The 21,833-nt window shown below is 66.4% G+C and carries 20 protein-coding genes and 1 pseudogene; 14 read left to right on the top strand and 7 right to left on the bottom strand.

Features of this window, described 5'->3' with window-relative positions:
* Positions 1–6 precede the first annotated feature (6 nt).
* The 5 genes from A9X01_RS28090 to A9X01_RS28070 all read left to right on the top strand — a co-directional run bounded on the left by A9X01_RS28090 (position 7) and on the right by A9X01_RS28070 (position 5,650).
* Entirely contained in the window at positions 7–1,635 is a 1,629-nt protein-coding gene (locus A9X01_RS28090; protein WP_065123844.1) for an acyl-CoA synthetase, read from the top strand.
* A complete protein-coding gene (locus A9X01_RS28085) occupies positions 1,632–2,477 on the top strand; it encodes an amidohydrolase family protein (RefSeq protein ID WP_065123843.1) in 846 nt (281 codons plus the stop codon). The genes A9X01_RS28090 and A9X01_RS28085 overlap by 4 nt, the downstream gene beginning before the upstream one ends.
* A 12-nt stretch (positions 2,478–2,489) precedes the next feature.
* Positions 2,490–3,527, top strand: coding sequence for an acyl-CoA dehydrogenase family protein (locus tag A9X01_RS28080; protein WP_065123842.1), 1,038 nt, complete (start codon positions 2,490–2,492; stop codon positions 3,525–3,527).
* 4 nt (positions 3,528–3,531) lie between these two features.
* A complete protein-coding gene (locus tag A9X01_RS28075; RefSeq protein WP_065123841.1) occupies positions 3,532–4,731 on the top strand; it encodes an acyl-CoA dehydrogenase family protein in 1,200 nt (399 codons plus the stop codon).
* A gap of 160 nt (positions 4,732–4,891) precedes the next feature.
* The gene (locus tag A9X01_RS28070; RefSeq protein ID WP_253849452.1) at positions 4,892–5,650 is read left to right on the top strand and encodes a DUF1275 family protein; all 759 of its coding nucleotides are present in this window, start codon (positions 4,892–4,894) and stop codon (positions 5,648–5,650) included.
* A 49-nt stretch (positions 5,651–5,699) separates the two neighbouring features.
* Here A9X01_RS28070 and A9X01_RS28065 read toward each other — a convergent pair whose 3' ends face one another.
* Positions 5,700–6,845 carry a thiolase family protein gene (locus A9X01_RS28065; RefSeq protein ID WP_065123840.1) on the bottom strand — a complete coding sequence of 382 codons (1,146 nt, stop codon included), beginning with the start codon at positions 6,843–6,845 and terminating at the stop codon, positions 5,700–5,702.
* A 181-nt stretch (positions 6,846–7,026) separates the two neighbouring features.
* Between A9X01_RS28065 and A9X01_RS28060 the strand changes: the two genes are divergently transcribed.
* Positions 7,027–8,232 carry a cytochrome P450 gene (locus A9X01_RS28060; protein ID WP_065123839.1) on the top strand — a complete coding sequence of 402 codons (1,206 nt, stop codon included), beginning with the start codon at positions 7,027–7,029 and terminating at the stop codon, positions 8,230–8,232.
* Here the strand turns inward: A9X01_RS28060 and A9X01_RS28055 are convergent.
* Positions 8,229–8,615 carry a lipocalin-like domain-containing protein gene (locus tag A9X01_RS28055; protein WP_065123838.1) on the bottom strand — a complete coding sequence of 129 codons (387 nt, stop codon included), beginning with the start codon at positions 8,613–8,615 and terminating at the stop codon, positions 8,229–8,231. The two genes, A9X01_RS28060 and A9X01_RS28055, sit on opposite strands and share 4 nt — an antisense overlap.
* Positions 8,616–8,656: 41 nt before the next feature.
* Between A9X01_RS28055 and A9X01_RS28050 the strand changes: the two genes are divergently transcribed.
* Complete coding sequence (locus A9X01_RS28050) at positions 8,657–9,688, top strand: LLM class F420-dependent oxidoreductase (protein ID WP_065123837.1); 1,032 nt, start codon at positions 8,657–8,659, stop codon at positions 9,686–9,688.
* A gap of 11 nt (positions 9,689–9,699) precedes the next feature.
* Complete coding sequence (locus A9X01_RS28045; protein WP_065123836.1) at positions 9,700–10,554, top strand: SDR family oxidoreductase; 855 nt, start codon at positions 9,700–9,702, stop codon at positions 10,552–10,554.
* Here A9X01_RS28045 and A9X01_RS28040 read toward each other — a convergent pair.
* The 3 genes from A9X01_RS28040 to A9X01_RS28030 form a co-directional block, all read right to left on the bottom strand.
* Positions 10,551–12,188 carry an acyl-CoA synthetase gene (locus A9X01_RS28040; protein ID WP_065123835.1) on the bottom strand — a complete coding sequence of 546 codons (1,638 nt, stop codon included), beginning with the start codon at positions 12,186–12,188 and terminating at the stop codon, positions 10,551–10,553. The two genes, A9X01_RS28045 and A9X01_RS28040, sit on opposite strands and share 4 nt — an antisense overlap.
* Positions 12,189–12,265: 77 nt before the next feature.
* Positions 12,266–12,886, bottom strand: a complete 621-nt coding sequence (locus A9X01_RS28035) for a PaaI family thioesterase (protein ID WP_065123834.1) — start codon at positions 12,884–12,886, stop codon at positions 12,266–12,268.
* Positions 12,883–13,899 carry a Rieske 2Fe-2S domain-containing protein gene (locus A9X01_RS28030; protein WP_065123833.1) on the bottom strand — a complete coding sequence of 339 codons (1,017 nt, stop codon included), beginning with the start codon at positions 13,897–13,899 and terminating at the stop codon, positions 12,883–12,885. Before A9X01_RS28030 ends, A9X01_RS28035 begins: the two co-directional genes overlap by 4 nt.
* A gap of 278 nt (positions 13,900–14,177) precedes the next feature.
* On the opposite strand from A9X01_RS28030, the gene A9X01_RS28025 reads away from it, so the two are divergent.
* The 3 genes from A9X01_RS28025 to A9X01_RS28015 are packed head-to-tail and all read left to right on the top strand — an operon-like array spanning position 14,178 to position 16,701.
* The gene (locus tag A9X01_RS28025) at positions 14,178–15,302 is read left to right on the top strand and encodes a PHB depolymerase family esterase (RefSeq protein WP_065123832.1); all 1,125 of its coding nucleotides are present in this window, start codon (positions 14,178–14,180) and stop codon (positions 15,300–15,302) included.
* The gene (locus A9X01_RS28020) at positions 15,302–15,673 is read left to right on the top strand and encodes a nuclear transport factor 2 family protein (RefSeq protein ID WP_065123831.1); all 372 of its coding nucleotides are present in this window, start codon (positions 15,302–15,304) and stop codon (positions 15,671–15,673) included. Before A9X01_RS28025 ends, A9X01_RS28020 begins: the two co-directional genes overlap by 1 nt.
* Entirely contained in the window at positions 15,637–16,701 is a 1,065-nt protein-coding gene (locus tag A9X01_RS28015; RefSeq protein ID WP_065123849.1) for a TIGR03857 family LLM class F420-dependent oxidoreductase, read from the top strand. Before A9X01_RS28020 ends, A9X01_RS28015 begins: the two co-directional genes overlap by 37 nt.
* A 13-nt stretch (positions 16,702–16,714) precedes the next feature.
* On the opposite strand, the gene A9X01_RS28010 is transcribed toward A9X01_RS28015, so the two are convergent.
* Positions 16,715–18,223 carry an acyl-CoA carboxylase subunit beta gene (locus A9X01_RS28010; protein WP_065123830.1) on the bottom strand — a complete coding sequence of 503 codons (1,509 nt, stop codon included), beginning with the start codon at positions 18,221–18,223 and terminating at the stop codon, positions 16,715–16,717.
* Between the two features lie 121 nt (positions 18,224–18,344).
* Here A9X01_RS28010 and A9X01_RS28005 point away from each other — a divergent pair, with 121 nt between their 5' ends.
* Genes A9X01_RS28005 through A9X01_RS27995 form a run of 3 tightly spaced genes read left to right on the top strand, consistent with a single transcriptional unit; the run spans position 18,345 to position 21,514 of the window.
* The gene (locus A9X01_RS28005; RefSeq protein ID WP_065123829.1) at positions 18,345–19,364 is read left to right on the top strand and encodes an LLM class F420-dependent oxidoreductase; all 1,020 of its coding nucleotides are present in this window, start codon (positions 18,345–18,347) and stop codon (positions 19,362–19,364) included.
* Positions 19,365–19,410: 46 nt separating this feature from the next.
* Positions 19,411–20,631 (top strand): cytochrome P450, encoded by a 1,221-nt coding sequence (locus tag A9X01_RS28000; RefSeq protein ID WP_065123828.1) that lies wholly within the window; start codon positions 19,411–19,413, stop codon positions 20,629–20,631.
* Between the two features lie 52 nt (positions 20,632–20,683).
* Complete coding sequence (locus tag A9X01_RS27995; protein ID WP_065123827.1) at positions 20,684–21,514, top strand: SDR family NAD(P)-dependent oxidoreductase; 831 nt, start codon at positions 20,684–20,686, stop codon at positions 21,512–21,514.
* Here the strand turns inward: A9X01_RS27995 and A9X01_RS30780 are convergent.
* Positions 21,511–21,833, bottom strand: a pseudogene (locus tag A9X01_RS30780) (PLP-dependent aminotransferase family protein); the annotation flags it as partial. The gene A9X01_RS27995 and the pseudogene A9X01_RS30780 overlap by 4 nt on opposite strands.

Below are 21,833 nucleotides of genomic sequence, written 5' to 3'. Positions count from 1 at the left end.
CTGCCGATGGGTGAATGGACGATCGGGGCCGTCCTGGATGCGGTCGCCGAGACCGTGCCCGATCGGGTCATGACGATCTGCGGCGCGCGCACCAGCACGTTCGCCGAATCCGCCGAACGGACGCGCCGGCTGGCCAACTATCTGGCGCACCGGGGATTCGGCGCACATGCCGAGCGTGCCTGGCTGGACAACTGGCAATGCGGTCAGGACCGGGTTGCACTGATCATGTACAACGACCTGTATCCCGACCTGGTGATCGCCTGCCTCAAGGCGCGGGTGGTGCCGGTCAACGTCAACCACTACTACACACCGCGGGAAGTGGCCGAGCTGCTCGCCTACGTCAAGCCGCGCGGTATCGTCTATCACCGCTCGTTGGGCGCCAGATTCGTCGAGGTGCTGCCGGCCGGCGCCGAGTTGTTGATCTCGATCGACGACGGCACTGGGTCCCCTGAGATCGCGGGTGCCGTCACCCTGGAAGATGCTCTGGCGCAGGGTGATTCGGATCATGACGAAGTGCCGTCGCCGGACGACCTGTTGATGATCTGCACCGGGGGAACGACCGGGCGGCCCAAAGGTGTGCTGTGGCGGCAGGCCGATATGTACGTCGCGTCGATGAACGGCGACGACCACGCCGGCGTCGAGGAGATCCAGGCGCGGGCACAGAATGCCGGAGCGCCCTGGTTCGCGGTGTCCCCGTTGATGCACGCCGCGGGCATGTGGACCGCGTTCTCGGCCATCCTGTCGGGGCAGACGGCCGTCCTTTACGACACCCAACAGAAGTTCGATCCCGCGGCGGTGCTCGCGATCGCAGAACGCGAAAAGGTCGGCCTGATGACCATGGTCGGCGATGCCTACGCCGCACCGCTGGTGGATGAGCTTGGCCGCCGCGACTACGACCTGTCCGCGCTGTTCGCGATCGGCACCGGCGGCGCGGCCACTAACGTCAAACATCAACGGGCCCTGTTGAAGTACCTGCCGCACATCACCGTGATCAACGGTTACGGGTCTTCGGAGACCGGCAACATGGGGTTCGGGCACAGTCGCCAAAACACCCAAACTGATACCTTCACGATCAGGGCCGGGGGCCTGGTGCTCTCGGAGGATTACCGCCGGTTTCTGCAACCGGGTGAACCGCAGATCGGCTGGGTGGCCCGCACCGGTCGAATTCCGTTGGGCTACTTCGACGACGAGGCCGCGACGGCGAAGACATTCCCGGTCGTCGAGGGTCGCCGCGTGGTGATATCGGGCGACCGGGCCTCGGTGGAAGCCGACGGAACACTGCGCCTGTTCGGTCGGGACTCGCTGGTCGTCAACACCGGCGGTGAAAAGGTGTTCGTCGAAGAGGTCGAGGAGGTACTGCGTGCACATTCCGCGATCGCCGATGCTCTGGTGGTCGGCCGCGACAGCGAACGGTGGGGCCAGGAAGTCGTGGCGCTGATTCAACTGCGTGCGGGTGCCGAATTCGACACCGACGCAATTCGCACCCACTGTGCCGCCGGGTTGGCGGGGTTCAAGGCGCCCAAGGCGTTTATCCTGGTAGATCGGGTGCGCCGGCTGGGCAACGGCAAAGCCGACTATCGCTGGGCCAAACAACAAGCTGAAACGGTAAGCATGGCAAGGACATCCGGAAAATGAGCGACCGGGGTCCCCGGCCGGTGATCGATTGCCTGGTCAACGTCCACTTCGGGGAGACCGAGACGCAGCCCGAGTTCATGAAGCGAGTTCGCGACGACTACTTCAAGGGACCGGCGTCGATGTTCGAGCCGGTGGATCTCACCGAGCTGCTCGACGAGATGGACCAACACGGAGTCCAGAAGGCCATCCTGATGGACAACCTGGCGAAGCCTTCGATCACCGCGCGCAAGTTCGCCGACGCGCGCCCGGATCGCTTCGCCCTGGCCATCGGCGGCGTCAACCTGCTGCGCCCGGTGGCATCGCTCCGGGAACTGACCGCGACGGTGGCCGATCTGCCGGTGGCGTACACGGTCGTGGGCCCGAGCTTCTGGGCCGACGGCATGTACCCGCCCAGCGATGCCGTGTATTACCCGTTGTACGCCAAGTGCGCCGAGATCGGCCTGCCCCTGTGTGTCAACACCGGCCTACCGGGGCCGCCGATTCCCGGTGAGGTGCAGAACCCGATCCACCTGGACCGGGTGTGCGCGCGCTTCCCCGAACTGAAGCTGTGCATGATCCACGGCGCGGATCCCTGGTGGGATATCGCGATCCGGATGCTGATCAAATACCGCAACCTACGGCTCATGACGTCGGCCTGGTCACCGAAACGACTGCCGGACAGCCTCATTCACTACATGCGCACCCGAGGTCCCGGCAAGGTGATCTTCGCCTCCGACTGGCCGGTGCTGCGCCAGCATCGCGTCGTCCCGGAGGCCAACGCCCTCGACCTACCCGCCGAGGTACTGGACAACTACCTGTACAACAACGCCAACGAGTTCTTTTTCGGCGCTGACGAGAATTAGGAGCGGTAACCGATGGATCGCTACGAATTGCGCCGTGTCGACTACAGCCTGAGCGAGGACCACAAGGCTCTGCAGGACGCCTACCGCCAACTTCTGGAGACCCACTGCCCGATCGAGACCGTGTGGGCCGCCCAGGAAACGGGATTCGACAAGAGCCTGTGGGAACGGTTGTGCGCGACGGGCGCCACTTCGATGGCAGTGGCGGAGCACGCCGGCGGGGACGGCGCGACGCTGGTGGATCTGGCGCTGGTCGCCGAAGAACTCGGTCGGGTGCTCGCGCCGGTGCCCTGGATCGACCACGTCTGCGCGGTGCGGCTCGCGGAACGGCTGGGCGCCGTCGCGCCGGAGATGCTCGAGGGCAGCCGCATCATCGGTCTCGAAATTGCGCCGGAACCCGTTTCGGGACAACGACTCATCCCGTCCGCAGCGATTGCCGACGGCCTCATCGTCCGGGACGGGGACGAGGTGGCGTTGCTGACGTTCGCGACCAGCCCGACGCGGGTGCCCAACCTGGGGCAGTTGCCGATGGCCTGGGTGGACCCGGACGCGGCGGATTCACGGACGGTCCTTGGTTCGGGCCCCGAGGCGATCGCCGCTTACCGCCGTGCCGTCGACGAGTGGCGGGTGCTGACCGCGGCGGCGTTGACCGGTCTCGTCGAGCAGACCATGACCATTGCCGCCGAGTTCGCCAAGACGCGCTACACCCTCGGTGTGCCCATCTCGACACTGCAGGCCATCTCGCATCCCCTGGCCAACATGGCAATCGCCGTTCAGGGTGGCCGTAACCTGGCCCGGCGCGCCGCGTGGTTCCTCGACAACGAGCCGGACGAGCGCCCGGAACTACCCGGGTGCGCGTTCGTGTTCATGGCCGAAGAGGCGCCCAAAGCGGCGACCATGGCGGTCCACATCCAAGGCGGCCTCGGCGTGTCGGTGGAGGCGGCCGCAACGGCCTATCTGGTCCGTGCCCGGGGTTGGGCGCTGGCCGGCGGCGATCCGGGCCTCACGGCCAAGCAGGTGGGCCGACTGGTCGCCGAGCGAGAAGGAGCCTAGGGCAATGGATTTCGCGCGCGTCGAACTCGACGACGACGACCAGGCTTTTCTTGCCGAGGTCCGGGCATTCCTTGCCGAACACGTGACCGATGAGGTTCGCCGCCGCGACCGCGAGACCGGTGACAACTTCGATGAAGGTGTGCATCTGGCGATCGGTGCGGCCGGTTATCTGGAGAAGGAATGGAAGTCGGCGGCCGACGGTGGGTTCACTCGAGTCCGGCGCCGCATCTGGGAGCTGGAGAAGCGGCGGGTGCACACGCCGTGGGTGACGTGGGGGACCACGGCGATGGTGGCGCGTGCGGTGGCCGCGTTCGGTAAACCCGAACTGGTCGAGGAGGTGCTGCCGAAGGTCTTCACCGGCGAGGTGCGGATGTGCCTGGGCTACACCGAGCCCGAGGGCGGCTCGGACGTCGCGACTTGTAAGACGCGGGCGGTGCCGGAGGGGGACGGGTCGAGCTGGATCATCAATGGCTCGAAGATGTTCACCACCGGCGCGCACAATTGTCAGTACGTATTCCTGATCACCAACACCGACCCGACGGCGCGAAAGCATAAGAGCCTGACCATGTTTCTGGTCCCGCTCGGCCTGCCCGGCATCGAAATCCAGGGCATCCGCACGGTGGATGGAGACCGGACCAACATCGTCTACTACAGCGACGTACGCGTCGACGACAAGTATCTGCTCGGCGAGGTCAACGGCGGTTGGACGGTGCTACGCGGTCCGCTGGACGCCGAGCACGGTGCCGTTGCGGCGGCGCCGGACGGGCTGCAGGACGTGGCGATCATGCAGCACCAAACCGGGTTCATGTCCGCGGCCGTGGACGCGGTGGCGGCCCGGGCCGCGCAGCCGGGACCCGATGGGGCGCGGCCGATCGACGACGGATCCGTGGCATACCGGCTGGGTCGCAGCGCCGCACGGCTGGAGGCGGCGCTGTCCACGCCGAGCATCTTCGGCAGGGTCGCGCAGGCGCAGACGATGCGCGATATCGGACCCGACCTGATGGACATCGCGGGCCCGGCCTCGGTGCTGCCGATCGAGACCGAGGGTGCCGCGGACGGCGGGACCTCGGAATACCTCTACCGATTCGCTCCGCTGGCAGGCATTTACGGCGGCACGCTGGAGGTCTTCCGCAACATGATCGCCCAACATGTGCTGGGTCTCGGCAAGCCCGCCTATGCGCCGCCGGCGACAAAGGCGTCCTGAGCCGGTCGCGAGGTCGCGACCTGGGCGAGCTTCATCACAGCCGCTCTGTCGGCAAGAATCCTTCAAGGATCCCGCAAGCCGCACCGCGCAACATTGCTTGTGATCACCGGCAGCGCCGATGAATCCGCAATCGCGCAGGTGAGACTTGGAGGGGAACTCGATGAGCGTTGGTGACTTGCCACCTCAGGGACGAATGCTCGCCTACTGCGCGGCGCTTGCGGCCGCGGCCGGATTCGTCAACGCGGTGGCGTTGCTCGTCTTCGCGGTGCCGGTTGGCAACCTGACTGGCGTCACAACTCAGCTCGGCATGGACACCGCCAACCCGTGGCGATACGAGAGTCACGTGCTGGTGGCCATCCTGCTGGGATTCTTGGTCGGAGCGGCCATCGCCGGGGCGCTGCTCGCGTACGCCCGCGGCCCTCGCAGCACCCGGCACGCGGCGGTGCTGCTCATCGAAGCCGTGCTGCTTCTGCTTGCTGCAGCGGGTTCCGAAATCGAGGCGTTGAAGGCGCAGCTTGCTGCCCTCGGAATTGAGGAGACCGCAGTCCAGGCGTTGCTGGCGGCAGCGGCGCTCGGTCTGCAAAACGGCCTTACCTCGAGCTTTCGCGGCATGTCGGTCCGCACCACCCATTTCACCGGCACCGTGACCGACCTCGGACTCATGCTGGGGCGCAGCCGTCACCACGGAATCGACAAGTGGAAGGTTGCGATCCTGTCCGTGACGCTGTTGCTGTTCCTCACCGGCGCGATTGCCGGAATACTGAGCGGCGCCCGCCTGGGCGGCAACGCATTGCTCGTGCCGGCTGCCATTTGCGTAGTTGTGGCCGCTGCCGTGGTGCTCCAATGTCGCGAGCGTCGCAACTGGCACAATCCGGCGCGGGTCACCGATGGGCTGCCAGCTGTCCCCGTCTTGCCCTGAGTCGCTTCGGAGGTAGCCGCGGACATCGGTGCACGAGCGCTGGGTGTGTTCACGTGGTCAGGATTGTCGCCGCGGCCGTGCCAGGCGCCCCGTAAAGCTGAGCGAAGCCGACCTTCGGTTCACCGGGGACCTGGCGGTCACCGGCCTGGCCCCGCAGTTGCCGCACGATCTCGTGGATCTGCCGTAGGCCTGACGCACCGATCGGCTCCCCATTGGCGATCAGGCCGCCGTCGGTGTTGACCGGCATCGCGCCGTTGATCTCGGTAGCGCCGTCGGCCAGCAGCCTCTCCTGGTCCCCGTCGGCGCAGAAACCGCATTCGGCCATGTGGATGATCTCCGCGCCGGCATCGGTGTCCTGCAACTGGATCACGTCCACGTCGTCCGGACTGACGCCCGCTTTGTCGAATGCGGCGCGCGCGGCGTAGACGGTGGGCGCGACATCCTCCTCGACGGGGGCGAACGTCGTGTTCACCTCGTAGGCGCCGTACCGGCGGGTGCGGACCTCGGCGGCCTTCAAGTAGACCGGCTTGCTGGTGTAGCGGTGCGCGATGTCGGCGCGGCACATCACCACCGCGGCGGCGCCTTCGTCCGGGGCGCAGAACATGTACTGGGTCAGCGGGTAGTTCAGCATCGCCGACGCCAGGATGTCGTCCTCGGATATCGGCTTGCGGCGGAACGCATTCGGGTTCAGTACGCCGTTCCGGAAATTCTTGGCGGCGACCCTGGCCAGGGTCCGCTGCGAGATGCCGTGGTCGTGCAGGTACCGGTTGGCCTTCATCCCGAAGAACTTGGTGGTCAGGTACTGCCCGTTCTCGGCGTACCAGCGCGGCATGCCGACCAGCGCGGGATCTTCGGTGAACGCACCGCGCGGGTGCTTGTCCAGCCCGATCGCGATTCCGATGTCATAGTCTCCCAGTCGGATTCCGTCGGCGCAGGCCTTCGCCGCGCTGGCCGCGGTGGCACATGCGTTGAACACGTTGGTGAACGGAATGCCGGACAGTCCGACCATGCCGACGATCGCGTCGGGATTGGCCACCGTCCAGCTGCCACCGGTCGCCGCCTGGATGTCGCTCCACTGCACACCGGCGTCTTTGACCGCGGCGAAGATCGCGTCGACGCCCATCTGCATCGCGGACTTTCCTTCGAACCGGCCAAACGGGTGCAGGCCCACTCCGATGATGGCGACGTCGTTCATTGCGGCGATTCTCGCTTTCGTGGTGCCAAGGACACTTGACTATAATACTGTAACCATTACCGTTGATCATTCCACGCCCATCGGGGAGAGGTCGCAACGTGGCCGAGGATCAGTGCGCTGACCAGCTTGTGCTGCAGCGCAACAGAACCCGTCGCCGTATCCAGACACCGGAGGACCTCCGGTGACCACTGCCGCGGTGGTGTTCGACCCGTTTTCCGAAGAGTTTTTCAACAGCCCGTACGAGACGTATAGCCGGATGCGGGCCGAGGCTCCCGTGTACTACAGCGCCGAATACGACTTCTACGCCCTGACCCGTCACGAAGATGTGGCCGCGGCGTTCAAGGACCACCAGACCTACTCCTCGGCGTACGGAGTCGACCTGGCGCAGGTGCGCAAAGGCGAAGTGACCAAGCACGGTTCGATCATCGCCATGGACCCGCCCGCGCACCGTCGGATGCGCGGCCTGCTCAACAAGGTGTTCACCCCGCGCGCCATCCAGGCGTTGCGGCCGTTGGTGACCCAGGTTGTCGACAAGTACCTGTCCGCGGTCGACCCGGACGGTTTCGACTTCGTTCAGGACTTCTCGGCACTGTTTCCCGTCGACGTGATGACGACCATGCAAGGGGTGCCGGAGCAGCATCGCCAGCAGATCCGGTTGTGGATCGACGACCTGTTGCACCGCGCGCCCGGCGAAGTCGAGATGGGCGAGGCCGGTCTGAAGTCCGCCGTCGACATGGCCATCTACTACTACCGTCTCACCAAGCAGCGCCGGGAGGCCCTGGGTGACGATCTGCTGAGCAGGCTGATCCGCGCCGAGATCGAGCGTGAGAACGGCGAAATGGCCCCGCTGGACAACGTCGAGATCACCGAATTCGCCACGTTGTTGGGCGGCGCCGGCGCCGAGACGGTCACCAAGCTCATCGGCAACGCGGCCGTTGTGTTCGCCCGCAATCCCGACCAGTGGCGCAAGCTGCTCGCGGATCGCAGCAAGGTCCCGCTCGCGGTCGAGGAGCTGCTGCGCTACGAGGCGCCCGCGCAGTACAACGTGCGACGCTCGACCCGTGAGGTCAGCCTGCACGGCGAGACCATCCCGGCCGGAAAACCGGTGTTCCTGGTGGGTGGCTCGGCCAACCGGGATCCGCTGGCCTGGACCGATCCGGACACCTTCGAGATCGACCGCGACCGCACTCAGGCGCAGAACCTCGGACTCGGCTACGGCATCCACAGCTGTCTCGGCGCGGCCCTTGCGCGCCTGGAGAGCACCGTCGCACTGGAGCGGATGCTCGAATTCATGCCGCGCTACCAGGTCGACTGGGCGGGTTGCCAACGGGTCAACATGCAAAATGTCGCCGGCTGGAGCAACGTGCCGGTGCGGGTGCTGCGTTAGCCCGGGTCGCGGCGCCAGACCAGGGTGCTGTGCGTGGTGGTGCCCTCCGGCGACGTGATGCTCGCCGATAAGGTCAGCCGATCGCCGTCCACCCGTGCGTTGCGAATCTGCGGTTGCTGCAACAACTCCGGCAACGTCGCGATCGCGACGTCGTGGTAGACCGTGCCCGCGGCTTCGTCAACGCGGAACCGTCCGCCGTAGGAGATGAACTCGCTGCCGGGCCCGGGCGTCAGCTGGGCCGACATATGGCCGTCATTGGTGTAAAGGATCAGGCCGGACGGGTGCTCGCCGAACGGACGCCGGAGCTGGCCGGTCGCGACATCGCGGGATACGAAAGACTCCAATCGCCAGCCACCCAGTATCGCCTCGCCCAGTGCATGCACCGGTTGACCCTACCGAATTAATTACAGTAACGTCCACACGCATGAGCGGTGCCTCTGCGCGCGCCGGCATCAAGATCGATGGGGGCATCCCCATGGAACCGCGACGGGCGCCCGGCGTCGCCGCCGAACTCGAACGGCGTCACTACGACGGCTGTTGGACCGGTGAGATCAACCACGATCCCTTTCTGCCCATGCTGCTGGCGGCCGAGCACACGTCCAGGATTGAATTGGGCACCAGCATCGCGGTGGCTTTCGCCCGCAACCCGATGACCGTCGCGCACACCGCCTGGGACCTGCAGTCGTACTCCGGTGGTCGATTCATCCTGGGCCTGGGCACCCAGATCCGGACTCATATCGAAAAGCGGTTCAGTATGCCGTGGAGCCGCCCGGTGCCGCGGATGCGCGAGTTCATCTGCGCGCTGCGAACGATCTGGGACAGTTGGCAGCAGGGCTCCCGGCTCAACTTCCAGGGTGACTTCTACACCCACACGCTGATGACGCCCATGTTCACCCCCGAACCGCTGAACTGCGCGCCGCCAAGGGTTTTCGTCGCCGCCGTCGGCGAGACCATGACCGAGCTGTGCGGCGAGGTCGCCGACGGCGTGATCGCTCACGCGTTCACCACCGCGCGGTACCTGGACGAAGTGACCCTCCCGGCACTGCAACGCGGGCTGCGGCGGTCCGGTCGCGCGCGCGGTGAGGTCGCGGTGTCCTGCCCGGTGTTCGTGGTGACGGGCCGCACCGAAGGTGAGATGTTCGATGCCGCCGTCGCGGTGCGAAAGCAGATCGCGTTCTACGGGTCGACGCCGGCTTACCTCCGGGTGCTCGACCTGCACGGCTGGGCGGACCTACACACCGAGTTGCACCGGTTGTCACGTCGGGGCGACTGGGACGCCATGGGTGCGTTGATCGACGACGAGGTGCTCGACGCCTTCGCCGTCGTGGCGCCGGTCGACCGGGTCGCATCTGCGCTGCGGGAACGGTGCGACGGCGCGGTGGACCGGGTGCTGCCGGGATTTCCGGCCGGCCTGCCCCAAGAAGTGATCGCGACGATCCTCGAGGAACTGCGGTAGGGAGGTTCGGGATGGACAGAGTCCGCGGCCGAACGGTCGTCGTCACCGGCGGCGCCCGGGGCATCGGGTTCGCGACGGCGAAGGCATTGCTGGTCCGTGGTGCGCTGGTGGTGATCGGTGACCGCGACGCCGCCGCGCTCCACGAGGCTGTTGCCGAATTGAGCCTTACCGGCGCGGTTTTGGGCTACCCACTGGACGTCGCGAACCGGGATTCGTTCGCTCAGTTTCTCGGCCTGGCTCGATCCGGCAGCGGCGGCGGCATCGATGTGATGATCAACAATGCCGGAGTGATGCCCGTAGGTCCGTTCACCGATCAACCGGCACAAGCCATTCGGTCCGCCCTCGAGGTGAATCTCTATGGCGTACTCAACGGTTGCCAGCTGGTGCTGCCCGAAATGGTGGCCCGGCGTCGCGGTCACATCGTCAACATCGCATCGATGGCCGGCGTGATGGCCATTCCGGGGCAGGTGGTCTATGCCGCCACAAAGTACGGCGTCGTCGGACTCAGCGTGGCGCTGGCCGACGAAATCGCTCCGCACGGCGTGCAAGTGAGCGTCGTGTTGCCACCCTTCACCCAGACCGATCTGATCGCCGGGACCAAGGCCTCTGGCGTGGGCCGACCGGTGGAGCCCGACGTGGTGGCCGCCGCCATCGTCTCGGCGCTGGACAAACCGCGCACGCAGGTATCGGTACCCCGGCCGGCCCGGTTCGTCGGGCCGGTGGTGTCGATGCTCGGCGCACGCGGCCGACGGTGGTTCAATCGGAGGATCGGCGCGGACACGCTGTTGCTCGACGACATCGACCATGCCGAACGGGCTTTCTACGAGCGGCGTGCGCAGTCCGCGATGGGGGTCGTCGAGCGCTAGGGGTTGAGCGCCTGTTCCCGCGCCCATCGGTAGTCGGCCTTGCCCGAGGGGCTGCGCTGCAGGGCGGGACGGAACACGATGGCTTTGGGAAGTTTGTAGCGCGCCAACGACTTTCCGGCGTGCGCGACCAACTCGTCGGCCTCGGCGTAGGCGCCGTCGGCAAGCGCGACGATCGCGACGACTTCCTGGCCCCACCGCTCGCTCGGGCGTCCGGACACCACCACGTCGGCCACCGCGGGATGCGACGCGATCGCCGTTTCGACCTCCTCGGCGAAGATCTTTTCGCCGCCGGAGTTGATGGTGACCGAGTCCCGGCCGAGCAACTCGATGTGGCCGGCCTCGTGATGACGGGCCCGGTCGCCGGGCACCGCATACCGCACGCCGTCGATTACCGGGAAGGTCGCCGCCGTCTTCGCGGCATCGCCCTTGTAGCCCAGCGGAACATAGCCGCGTTGCGCCAACCAACCGATGCCGTCGTGGCCCGGTGTCAGAATCGACGAAAGATCCTCGGCCGCAACGAATGTATCCGGACCCGCGGTGAAGTTGCCGGTCGACACCGAACCCGACGTCGACAGGTGGCTCATCTGGGCACCCGTCTCCGACGACCCGACCCCGTCGATCACCATCGCGTTGGGCAGCACGTCGATGAGGCGTTGCTTGACGTACGGCGTCAGCAGCGCACCGCCGTTGGCGATGACGAACAGCGACGAGACATCGGCGACCCCTTTCTCGATCGCGGCGACCAGCGGCCGCGCAATCGCGTCACCCACCACCGTCACCACCGCCACGTGTTCGCGCTCAATCGCGCGCACCACCTCCTCGGCGTCCAGATGGTCGACGACCGAGGGAAATACGATGGTCTGCCCGGTGGTCAGCGCGGTCATCACACTCCATTGGGCGGCACCGTGAATCAGCGGCGGCAACACCATCAGTTTGGTGCCCGGGCCCGCGCTCACCCGGGTCACGATCTCGTCGATGGAAGATACGAACTGCCCGCCCACCAGATCGCGGCCGCCGAAGGACGTCATGAAGATGTCGGCCTGGCGCCACAGCACGCCCTTGGGCATGCCGGTGGTGCCGCCGGTGTAGAGGACATACAAGTCGTCGGGGGAGTGCTGCACCGGCGGCGTCTCGTAGGCGCCGGCCATGATGCTCTCGTAATCGACTGCACCATCTAGTAATTGGTTACCCGAGTCATCGGCGATCTGGATGAGCACGCGCAGCTTTGGCAGCTCGGGAAGCACTTCGGCCACCCGCGGCGCGAACACCGCGTGGTAAAGCAGTGCGGTCGCCCCCGAGTCCGCCAGCAGGTACTGCAGCTCGTTCTTGACGTAGCGGTAATTGACGTTGAACGGTGCGACGCGGGCGGCGAAACTGCCGAGCAACGCCTCGACGAACTCGTTGCCGTTGTAGGCGTACAGGCCCAGCAGGTCCTGACCGACCTCGTGGCCCGGCAGCTCGGAGCGCTCGGTGTGACAACCCAGCCCTTGCGCGTGCAGGAAGGCGGCCAGCCGGTTGGACCGCTCGATGACCTGGGCGTAGGTGTAGCGCCGGTCGCCCTGGACGACGAGTTCGCGGTCAGGTATCGCGGCGGCGACGGCAGCCGCGACCGCGGGAACGGTGAATTCGGGCACAGCACTCCTTCCGCCGAGCAGACGCAAAAGTGCCCTTTTGCGCCGCGCGCCGGGTGCTTTTGCGTCTGCTCGCGAGACTACGGTTGGTGGGGTAACAGGCGAACCATCAGCCCGGACGCTTCGGTGAGGATCGCACCGTCCGAGCTTTTCATAGACGCGGCGATGAAAACCTTCCGGCCCTCGATTCGCTCGATCCGGCCGCTCGCCGTGAGCGGTTCGTCGATCGGGGTGATGGCCCGGTAATCGACATGCAGATAACCCGTACGGGTGGGGGGAATGTCGGCGGTGGAAACCACCATGCCGAAGAGCCAGTCATAGAACAACGGAATCATGCCGCCGTGCACGGCGTTGTTTCCGCCGACGTGTGCCCTGGTGAAGAGTCCTTCCATGGTGACACCGTCGGGCCCGGCCGCCGTGACCATCCAGGGCGGCAGCAGGGGATGGCCCAACCCGGGCAGGTCCAAGACTCGGCCACCGGGCGCCTCAGTCTCCGGCGCCTGGTGGCACTCGAGTAGCGCACAGGCGTCGTTTATCAGGCGGGACGCGCCGATCCACAGCGCCGGATCGGGATTGGTCGACACGGTGAGATCCTGTAACCGGCGCAGCGCCGCCACGAACTCGCCCAATTCGGGGTGTGGTGCGTCGGCGGGTTTGATGTCGGGAAATCCGCCGTGCGTCCCGGAAGCGGTGTCGGTCATGCCGACGCGCTCGCGGAGTCGCGTGGCGCTACGTCGTAGAACTGGGTGGCCCACTTCCGCAGTGCCATGTAGCCTTTCGCGTCGACCTTGGACAGCGCCGGGTGTTCGACGTACTTCTGGTAGCGCCAGATCTCCAGGTCGTCGAAGACGGTGGACAGGAACTGCCGTTCGATGAGGTCGCGGAGCTTGCCGTCGGGCACCGGCGCGTCATCGCCGGGGTTTCGCGGCCACCAGATCGAATAGAACAGGTCCGAGCATTCGTCGTCGACCGGTGTGCAGGTGAAGATCAGCCGATGGTTCTGCGCGCCCTCGAAGGCGCTGATCGCGCCACCGAGACCGAACAGGTGACTGTGGAACCGCAGCGCCAGGTCCTCCGGGTTGTCGCTGCGCGCGTCCGGCCAACCGGCGACGAACTGCCACTCGTGGTCGTCGATCTTCCACTCCAGCACCCGCGGGGTCACCGTCGCGTGGTGTACATACTCGAAATGCGCGCTGTCGGGGGCGTTCTCCGCCACGATCTGCGGATGCACGGGTTCCCGCTCGGCCCGCCGCGAGAACTCCGGATAGGCGCGGTAATAGGCCCGCGGGTCGGTCTCGAACTGTGGGAACTTGTGAAAAATGTCCGGCATCTCCCACTGCGGCGGCTCGCCGTGCGGGTGATGCCAGGCGAAAACGCAGTCGTATTGCTCGGTCACCGGGTAGACCCGCAGCCTCAGCCCCCGATTGGGCCGGTCCGGCTGGTAGGGGATGTAGCGGTTGGTGCCGTCGGGTCCCCAGCGCCAGCCGTGGAACGGACATTGCACGCAGTCACCGACCACTTTGCCGCCATGGCCGAGATGTGCGCCGAGGTGTTTGCAGTGGGCTTCCAGCACGTGCAGGTCGCCGGACTCGTCGCGGTAGGCGACCAGGTCCTCACCGAAGTACCGCAGTGGCCGCACCTCACCGACCGGGAATTCGGGTGACCACCCGATCATGAACCACCCGGTGACCTTCCAGGTGAACGGGACTTTCACTTGCCGATGCCTCCGTCCGGCTGATACTAAATCCGTTACAGTATAGATTTCAGCAGTTCGGCCCACCGCGCGGCAAGGAGCTTCATGGCATCTGGGCTCGTCCCGAAGGTGACCGGCGATGGAACCTGACTTCGACGTCATCGTGATCGGCGCCGGATTCTCCGGCCTGTACATGCTGCATCGGTTGATATACCGGCGGAATCCCCGAATACCGGCGACGCCGCGATGAGGTCGCGGCCACCGGGTACACCGGGTTCAAGCTGAGGTAGGTGATTGATATGTCGTGGGCCATGCGGGGGTTGGGCATCACCCGGGAGTTGGGCATGGTGTTGCCGCGCACCATCTCCGGTCTTCGGACCGATGCCACCGGATCGACCGGGCTTGTTCCGGCGGCTCCGCGCACCGTGCGGCAGTTCGGTGAGATATTTCTGGACGAGCTTGTGCTGACCGGCTTCTCGGTGCTGGGCGGCGGAGCGCCGAAATCGGTGCGCTCGCTCACTGGATGCCTGCCGGTGGCAGAGGAACTGTCGCAACTCGGCATCGACGGCGCACACGCCGAGCCGGCACCGCTGCGGGTACACGCCATCAAACGCCGACGCATCGCCGGGCTGGCGTACGAACGGATGACGTTCGAACACGATCCGGGCTTACCGAAAACGTTGGCCGACGAGGGCTTTGGCGGTCCGGCCCGGGCGGCGGTCCACCTGTGCCGGCATCGCGACGGGCCGCGACCGTGGCTGGTGTGGATTCACGGCGCCGGTCAGGGTGGCGCCGAAGACATGCTCATGTCGCGGATCGACCGGATCCACCGGGTGCTGGGCTTCAACGTCGCGATGCCGATTCAGCCCGGTCACGGCAGTCGGCGCGGTCATTGGCCCACCTATCCGGACATGGATCCACTGGGCAACGTCGCCGGCATGATGCGGTCGGTGTCGGAGATCCGCGCCGTCGTGCGCTGGGTGCGACGGCAAGCGACTGCCGTTGTGGTGGCCGGGGTTTCGATGGGCAGCCCGGTCGCGGCGCTGGTGTCGCATTTCGAGCGCGACGTGGACGCCGTTGCGCTGTACACGCCCATTCTGGGGCTCAACGGGATGATCGCCCGGCACCTGGGCCGGTCGGGATCGTCGCGCAGCGACTACCGCAAGCTGTTGCAGTCCGACGTGGTGGCTCGGCTCACGACGGTGATAGACCCGCTACAGGCGGACCCGGCGCCACCACCGGATCGTCGGCTCATCGTCGCTGCACGGCACGACCGGATGGCCATGCTGGAGCCGGCTTTGGTGTTGCAGGAGAAGTGGGGCGGCCGGTTGTACTGGTATGCCGGTGGGCATGTCAGTCACGTCCTGTCCGGCAGGGTGCGCCGGGTTTCCGAGGGGTTCCTGCAGGAAGCCGTGTCCGGGTGATGGCTGCGGTCCGCACCGCGCGCGAGGTGGTCGAGCTTTACAACCTGGTGGTCTGGAACGAGCGCAACCTCGAGCTGGCTGAGGAATTGTTGGGCGACAGCGTCATTCGGCACGAGCCGGGCGGGGCACACACGTTGACCCACGCCGAGGCGGTGCAGCGGGTCGCCGACATGTGGCAGGTGTGCGACTCGCTGCGCTTCGCGCTGAACATCGTCGTCGCCGACGACGAGCACGTCGCTATCGTCTACGACTCGGCCATCACGTCCAACGGCGCCGAGACCAACGTGGCGAGCATCGAGGTGTTCCGCGTCGTGGACGGCAGGATCACCGAGGTCTGGAACTGTGGCTACAAGCAAGGAGTGTGGGTTTGAGCGTTCTCGACGAATTGGGCTATTACCTGCTCGCCGGCGCGGGTGGCGAGGGCCCGGCCACGCTGATGGACGAGGCGCGCCGCGGGGAAGAACTCGGTTTCGGCACCGCGTTCATCTCCGAACGCTGGAACATCAAGGAGGCGTCGTCTCTCGTCGGCGCGGCGTGTGCGGTGACCAACCGCATGCAGATCGCCACTGCCGCAACGAATCACAACACCCGGCATCCGCTGATCACCGGGTCGTGGGCTACCACGATGCACCGGCTCTCGGGCGGGCGCTTCACCCTGGGCATCGGGCGTGGCATCGCGGCGATCTATGGGGCGTTCGGCATTCCGGCGGTGACCACGGCGCAGATGGAGGATTGGGCCCAGGTGATGCGCCGGTTGTGGCATGGGGAGGTGATCTTCAACCACGACGGCCCGATGGGCAAGTACCCGATCCTGTTCCTCGACCGGGATTTCGACGAGGACATCCGGCTGGCGCTGGTGGCGTTCGGGCCCAACACGCTGGCGCTGGGCGGCCGGGCCTTCGACGACGTCATCCTGCACACCTATTTCACCCCGGAGACGCTGCAGCGGGCCGTCGCCACGGTGAAGTCCGCCGCGGAGCAGGCCGGTCGTGATCCCGCCAGCGTCCGGGTGTGGTCATGCTTCGCCACGGTGGGCGACCACCTGCCCGAGCAATTGCGGTTGAAGAAGACCGTCGCCCGGTTGGCCACCTACCTGCAGGGCTACGGCGACCTGCTGGTGCAGACCAACAACTGGGATCCCGCTGTCCTGCAACGGTTCCGCGAGGATTCGGTGGTCACCTCGATCGCCGGCGGCATCGACCACAAGGCCACGCCCGAGCAGATCGAGCACATCGCCACACTGATCCCGGACGAATGGCTGGAGCCCTCGGCCACCGGATCGCCGCAACAGTGCGCGCAGCGCATCCGCCGCGAATTCGACTATGGCGCCGACGCGGTGATCCTGCACGGTGCCACGCCCGACGAGCTAGAGCCGGTGGTGCGGGCCTACCGCGACTAGTGGCGCAAGCCAACTACGGCAGGATGACCGCGCGGGTCACCGGCTCGGCGATCGCCTGCCGGGCCGACAGCGCCCGCTGCAGTGCGGCCAGCAGCGCGTCCCGCGTCTCGGCCGGATCGATGAGCTCGTCGAACCCCATGTGTTCGGCCGACCGGTAGGACGCCTGCAATTCGGCGTCACGCAGCTTGGCCGAGAGGTCCTCGCCGGCGTTGGATGCGCGACTGAGCGCCGCGGCACTCATGGCGCCCATGGTGGCGCCCGGGTAGGCGAATGTGGCCGATTGATGGTCGAATCCGAGCAGCGACATCACCATCGAGCCGAACCCGTAGGCCTTCCGCAGGGTGACGTGCAACTTGATCGTGGTTGCGGCGGTCTGCGCGGCGAACATCCGCCCCCCGCTGCGCAGCACACCCTGGCGTTCGGAGCGGCTACCGGGCAGCATGCCGGGATTGTCGGCCAGGAACACGATCGGCAAATGGAAGGAATCGGCGACCAGGATGAAGTGCGCGGCCTTGTCCGCGGCGTCGGAGTCGATGGACCCGGCCAGTACCCGAGGCTGGTTGGCAACGACGGCGACCGGGTGTCCGCCCAGATGGGCCAGCGCGCAGATGATCGCCCGGCCGAAGGCGGGCTGCACTTCGAACCAGTCCGGCCGGTCGAATACGACGTCGAGCACCGCGCGCATGTCGTAGACGCGTCGATTGTCGCGGGAGACGACGTTGAGCAACTCGGGGGTCGGCCGGGGCTGGGTGGTCTCGTCCGCCGCCAGCGACGGCGGATAGGCCCACGCGCTCGGTGGGAAGTACGACAGGTAGCGGCGGATGTCGTCGAGTGCGGATTCATCGTCCTCGGCGACGTTGTGGATCACCCCGCTGGGCAGCGCGACGTCCGGCCCGCCCAGGTCTTCCTTTGAAATCTCTTCGCCGGTGGACTCTTTCACCACGGGTGGTCCGGCGGTGAAGATGGTCCCCTGCCGGCTCATGATCCGGAAGTCGCACACCGGGGCAACCAGAGCACCGTGGCCGGCCGACGGGCCGAGCACGGCGGCGACGGTCGGGACCCGGCCGGAGCACTGCGTCTGGGCCAGCAGGTCGGTGGGGCTGCGCCCGTAATGTCCACCGGTCGGGCGGAAGCCGGCGCCGTCGAGCAGCATGACGAGCGGAATGCGGTCGCGCAGAGCCAGTTCGGCGATCCGGTATCGCTTCGAATTGCCGCCGGGCCCGATGCTTCCGGCCAGCGTGGTGAAATCCTCGGCGCCCACCATCACCGGCACACCGTTGATCAGGCCCGAGCCCGTGACGATCGCGTCCGCGGCAACCTCGCCGCCGACCAGCGTGCCGATCTCACGGAACGTGCCCGGGTCCAGCAGCCGCTCGATGCGGGCACGCGCGTCCAACTTGCCTTTGCCGCGGTGCTTGTCCAGGCGCTCCGGCCCGCCCATCCCCAGCGAGTGCCGGCGACGCGCCTCGAGGTCCTCGAGCGTCGCGGCCCAATCGGCGGGCTTCTTGGGGGCCTCAGCCATGCTCTGCAGTCCTCACTCGCCGGTCGATACCTACCGAAGTGCTTACTGTAGCGCGGCCGCGCAGCGCTGCGGAGTTGGCTGACGTTGACCCTACCGAATTGCTTACTGTAGCTTTTGCCCTATGTCGCGCGGGGCCCTCAAGATCGACGGGGGCATACCCAACAGACTGGACCGGGTCATCGACGCGGCCATCGCTCTGGAAGAGCAGGGCTGCGCCGGCGGCTGGACCGCCGAGACCAGCCACGACCCGTTCCTGCCGCTGGCGCTGGCCGCCGAGCACACCTCGCGAATCGAGCTGGGCACCAACATCGCGGTGGCCTTCGCGCGCAACCCGATGATCGTCGCCAACCTGGGCTGGGACCTGCAGGCCTACTCCAACGGCCGGTTCATCCTCGGCCTGGGCACCCAAATCCAGGCCCACATCGAGAAGCGATTCAGCATGCCCTGGAGTCATCCGGCCCGGCGGATGCGCGAATTCGTCGCGGCCCTGCACGAGATTTGGTCGGCCTGGAGCGACGGCACCAAACTGCGCTTCGAGGGTGAGTTCTACACCCACAAGATCATGACGCCGATGTTCACTCCCGAACCGCACCCGTACGGGACGCCGAGGGTCTTCCTGGCCGCCGTCGGTGAGGCGATGACCGAGATCTGCGGGGAGATCGCCGACGGTCACCTGGGCCACCCCATGGTTTCCCGGCGGTACCTCACCGAAGTGACGACGCCGGTGCTGCTGCGCGGCCTGCAGCGCGCCGGGCGAGACCGCGGTGATTTCGAGATATCGGCCGAAGTGATGGTCGCGACCGGAACAACCGACGGCGAATTGGCCAAAGCCATGACCGCCGCCCGCAAACAGATCGCGTTCTACGGGTCCACGCCCGCCTACCGCAAGGTGCTCGACCTACACGGTTGGGGCGATCTGCACGACGAGTTGCACCGGCTCTCCAAGCGGGGCGAGTGGGACACCATGGGGTCGCTCATTGATGACGAAATGCTCGGCACCTTTGCGGTGGTCGCCCCGATCGAGGAAGTCGGCGCGGCGCTACGCGAGCGCTGTAGCGGGGTGGCCGATCGGGTGTTGCCGATCTTCTATGCCGCGTCACAGGACTGTATTCGGGCCGCACTGAAGGAGTTTCGGCAGTGAGGAGAGTTTCGGCGGTGAGGAGATGTCGGCTGTGAGCGCTCCGACGATGGACGAGGCCGCGCGGGTCCTGGCCGACCCGCAGGCCTTCACCGACGAGCGCCGGCTGCACGCGGCGCTGGCCCACCTGCGCGCCAACGCCCCGGTGTCGTGGGTGGACGTACCGCATTACCGCCCCTTCTGGGCGATCACCAAGCACGCCGACGTCATGACGATCGAGCGGGAGAACACGGTGTTCACCAACTGGCCGAGGCCGGTGCTGGCGACCGCCGAGGGCGACGAGCAGGCCGAGGCGCTGGGGATTCGCACGCTGATTCACCTGGACGACCCACAGCACCGGGTGGTGCGTGCCATCGGCTCGGACTGGTTCCGTCCCAAGGCAATGCGGGCGATGAAGCTGCGGGTGGACGAGCTGGCCAAGATCTACGTCGACAAGATGGTGGAGGTGGGGCCGGCGTGCGATTTCGTTCAGCAGGTCGCGGTGAACTTTCCGCTCTACGTCATCATGTCGTTGCTCGGGGTGCCGGAGGCTGACTTCTCCCGGATGCTGCGCTGGACGCAGGAGTTGTTCGGCGCTGACGACAGCGAATTCAAGCGCGGCACCACCGCCGAGGAACAGATCGCGTCGCTGCTCGAGATGTTCGGCTATTTCAACGAATTGACCGCATCGCGTCGTGAAAGCCCCACCGAGGATCTCGCCTCGGCGATCGCCAACGCCCGCATTGACGGCGAGCCGCTATCGGACATCGACACGGTGTCCTACTACCTGATCGTCGCCACCGCCGGACACGACACCACCAGCGCGACCATCGCAGGCGGCCTGCAGGCACTCATCGAGAATCCCGGTCAGCTGCACTGGCTGCGCGAAAACCTCGACCGGATGCCGCAGGCGACCGAGGAGATGATCCGTTGGGTCACCCCGGTCAAGCAGTTCATGCGGACCGCCGCCAAGGACGTCGAGGTTCGCGGCGTACCGATCGCCGAGGGCGATTCGGTGCTGATGTCATATGCGTCGGCCAACCGCGACGAGGAGATTTTCGACGACCCGTTCCGCTTCGACGTCGGTCGTGAGCCAAATAAGCACGTCGCCTTCGGGTACGGCGTGCACTTCTGCATGGGCGCCGCGCTGGCCCGCATGGAGGTCGCCAGCTTTTTCACCGAACTCCTGCCACGCCTGAAATCCATTGAGCTGGACGGTGATCCGGAGTTGATCGCGACAACCTTCGTCGGTGGCCTCAAGCACCTGCCCGTCCGCTACTCGCTGACGTGAGTCTAAGCTGTCTTTTACCCACGGTCAGTCAGTGTCAAAGGATGCCATCGATATGACACGCAGGACGATTGTCATCACCGGTGCCAGCGACGGCATCGGCGCCGCCGCGGCCCGCCGGTTGAGCCGGGAAGGGGCAAACGTCGTCGTGGTCGGTCGCTCGCAGAGCAAGACGACCGCGGTGGCCAACGAAATCGGCGCGGACTACTTCGTGGCCGACTTCGCCGACCTGTCCCAGGTGCGGGCGCTGGCGGACAAGATCAAGTCCGAATACCCGCGCATCGACGTGCTGGCCAACAATGCGGGCGGCATGTGCAAGCAGCCGGAGATCACGGCCGACGGCCTGGAGAAGACCTATCAGGTCAACTACCTGGCGCCGTTTCTGCTCACCACGCAATTGCTGGATGTGCTCATCGACTCCCGCGCCACCGTGGTCAACACCACCAGCAACTCCCACAAACTGGTGCCGCGGGTCAAAGTCGCCGATCTCGAGCACACCGAGGGGCGCCGGCCGAGCTTCGCCTATGCGCTCACCAAGTTGGCGATCATCCTCTTCACCAGAGAACTGCATCACCGATACCACGAACGCGGAATATCGACCGCGACGTTCCACCCCGGTTACGTCAACTCCAATTTCGGCGAAGCGTCCGGTTCGCGGTTCCTGCTGTTCATGAAGAACAACGTCCCGGTGATCGCCAAGTTCACCGCGAGCGCCGAGCAGGGTGCCGAGCAATTGGTCTGGCTCGCCTCCAGCACTCCCGGCACCGACTGGCGGGCGGGCGAGTATTACGTCAAACACAAAGTCGCCAAAGCCAATCGAGCGGCCTACGATCCGCGACTGGCCGGCGAACTTTGGGAACGCACGGCGGCAAAGGTGGCTCTTTAGCCGGCCAGCCCGTTGTCACGCAGTACTTGGCAGAGGGCGCGTACCGCCCCGGCGAACTCATGGTCGGCGGGCGTGCCGAAGTTGATCACGACGCCATCGCGCTGCGGCGCCTCAGCCGCCGCCAGCGGATGACGCAGGCGCGCCAACCCGGCCAGCGCGACGCCGGCCTCAGCGGCACGGCGCAGCACCGTCTGTTCGGCCCCGGCGGGCAGGGTCAGCAGTAGGTGCAATCCGGCGGGCACGCCGCTGATGCCGACGTCGAATCCGGACAGCGCGGCGACCAGAATCTCGCGCCGGCGCCGGTAGCTGGCACGCATAC

Origin of the sequence: Mycobacterium asiaticum, from assembly GCF_001668675.1 — a bacterium.
GTDB classification, from domain to species: domain Bacteria; phylum Actinomycetota; class Actinomycetes; order Mycobacteriales; family Mycobacteriaceae; genus Mycobacterium; species Mycobacterium asiaticum_D.
Note: the sequence above shows the minus strand (reverse complement) of the source record. Positions and strands in the feature narration are given on the sequence as shown.

What these genes read in the sequence shown, in the direction of transcription:
- A9X01_RS28090 (WP_065123844.1), top strand. Translation starts at nt 7, where the DNA reads ATGGGTGAATGGACGATCGGGGCCGTCCTGGATGCGGTCGCCGAGACC.
- A9X01_RS28085 (WP_065123843.1), top strand. Translation starts at nt 1,632, where the DNA reads ATGAGCGACCGGGGTCCCCGGCCGGTGATCGATTGCCTGGTCAACGTC.
- A9X01_RS28080 (WP_065123842.1), top strand. Translation starts at nt 2,490, where the DNA reads ATGGATCGCTACGAATTGCGCCGTGTCGACTACAGCCTGAGCGAGGAC.
- A9X01_RS28075 (WP_065123841.1), top strand. Translation starts at nt 3,532, where the DNA reads ATGGATTTCGCGCGCGTCGAACTCGACGACGACGACCAGGCTTTTCTT.
- A9X01_RS28070 (WP_253849452.1), top strand. Translation starts at nt 4,892, where the DNA reads ATGAGCGTTGGTGACTTGCCACCTCAGGGACGAATGCTCGCCTACTGC.
- A9X01_RS28065 (WP_065123840.1), bottom strand. Translation starts at nt 6,845, where the DNA reads ATGAACGACGTCGCCATCATCGGAGTGGGCCTGCACCCGTTTGGCCGG.
- A9X01_RS28050 (WP_065123837.1), top strand. Translation starts at nt 8,657, where the DNA reads ATGAGCGGTGCCTCTGCGCGCGCCGGCATCAAGATCGATGGGGGCATC.
- A9X01_RS28045 (WP_065123836.1), top strand. Translation starts at nt 9,700, where the DNA reads ATGGACAGAGTCCGCGGCCGAACGGTCGTCGTCACCGGCGGCGCCCGG.
- A9X01_RS28035 (WP_065123834.1), bottom strand. Translation starts at nt 12,886, where the DNA reads ATGACCGACACCGCTTCCGGGACGCACGGCGGATTTCCCGACATCAAA.
- A9X01_RS28025 (WP_065123832.1), top strand. Translation starts at nt 14,178, where the DNA reads ATGTCGTGGGCCATGCGGGGGTTGGGCATCACCCGGGAGTTGGGCATG.
- A9X01_RS28020 (WP_065123831.1), top strand. Translation starts at nt 15,302, where the DNA reads ATGGCTGCGGTCCGCACCGCGCGCGAGGTGGTCGAGCTTTACAACCTG.
- A9X01_RS28010 (WP_065123830.1), bottom strand. Translation starts at nt 18,223, where the DNA reads ATGGCTGAGGCCCCCAAGAAGCCCGCCGATTGGGCCGCGACGCTCGAG.
- A9X01_RS28005 (WP_065123829.1), top strand. Translation starts at nt 18,345, where the DNA reads ATGTCGCGCGGGGCCCTCAAGATCGACGGGGGCATACCCAACAGACTG.
- A9X01_RS28000 (WP_065123828.1), top strand. Translation starts at nt 19,411, where the DNA reads ATGGACGAGGCCGCGCGGGTCCTGGCCGACCCGCAGGCCTTCACCGAC.
- A9X01_RS27995 (WP_065123827.1), top strand. Translation starts at nt 20,684, where the DNA reads ATGACACGCAGGACGATTGTCATCACCGGTGCCAGCGACGGCATCGGC.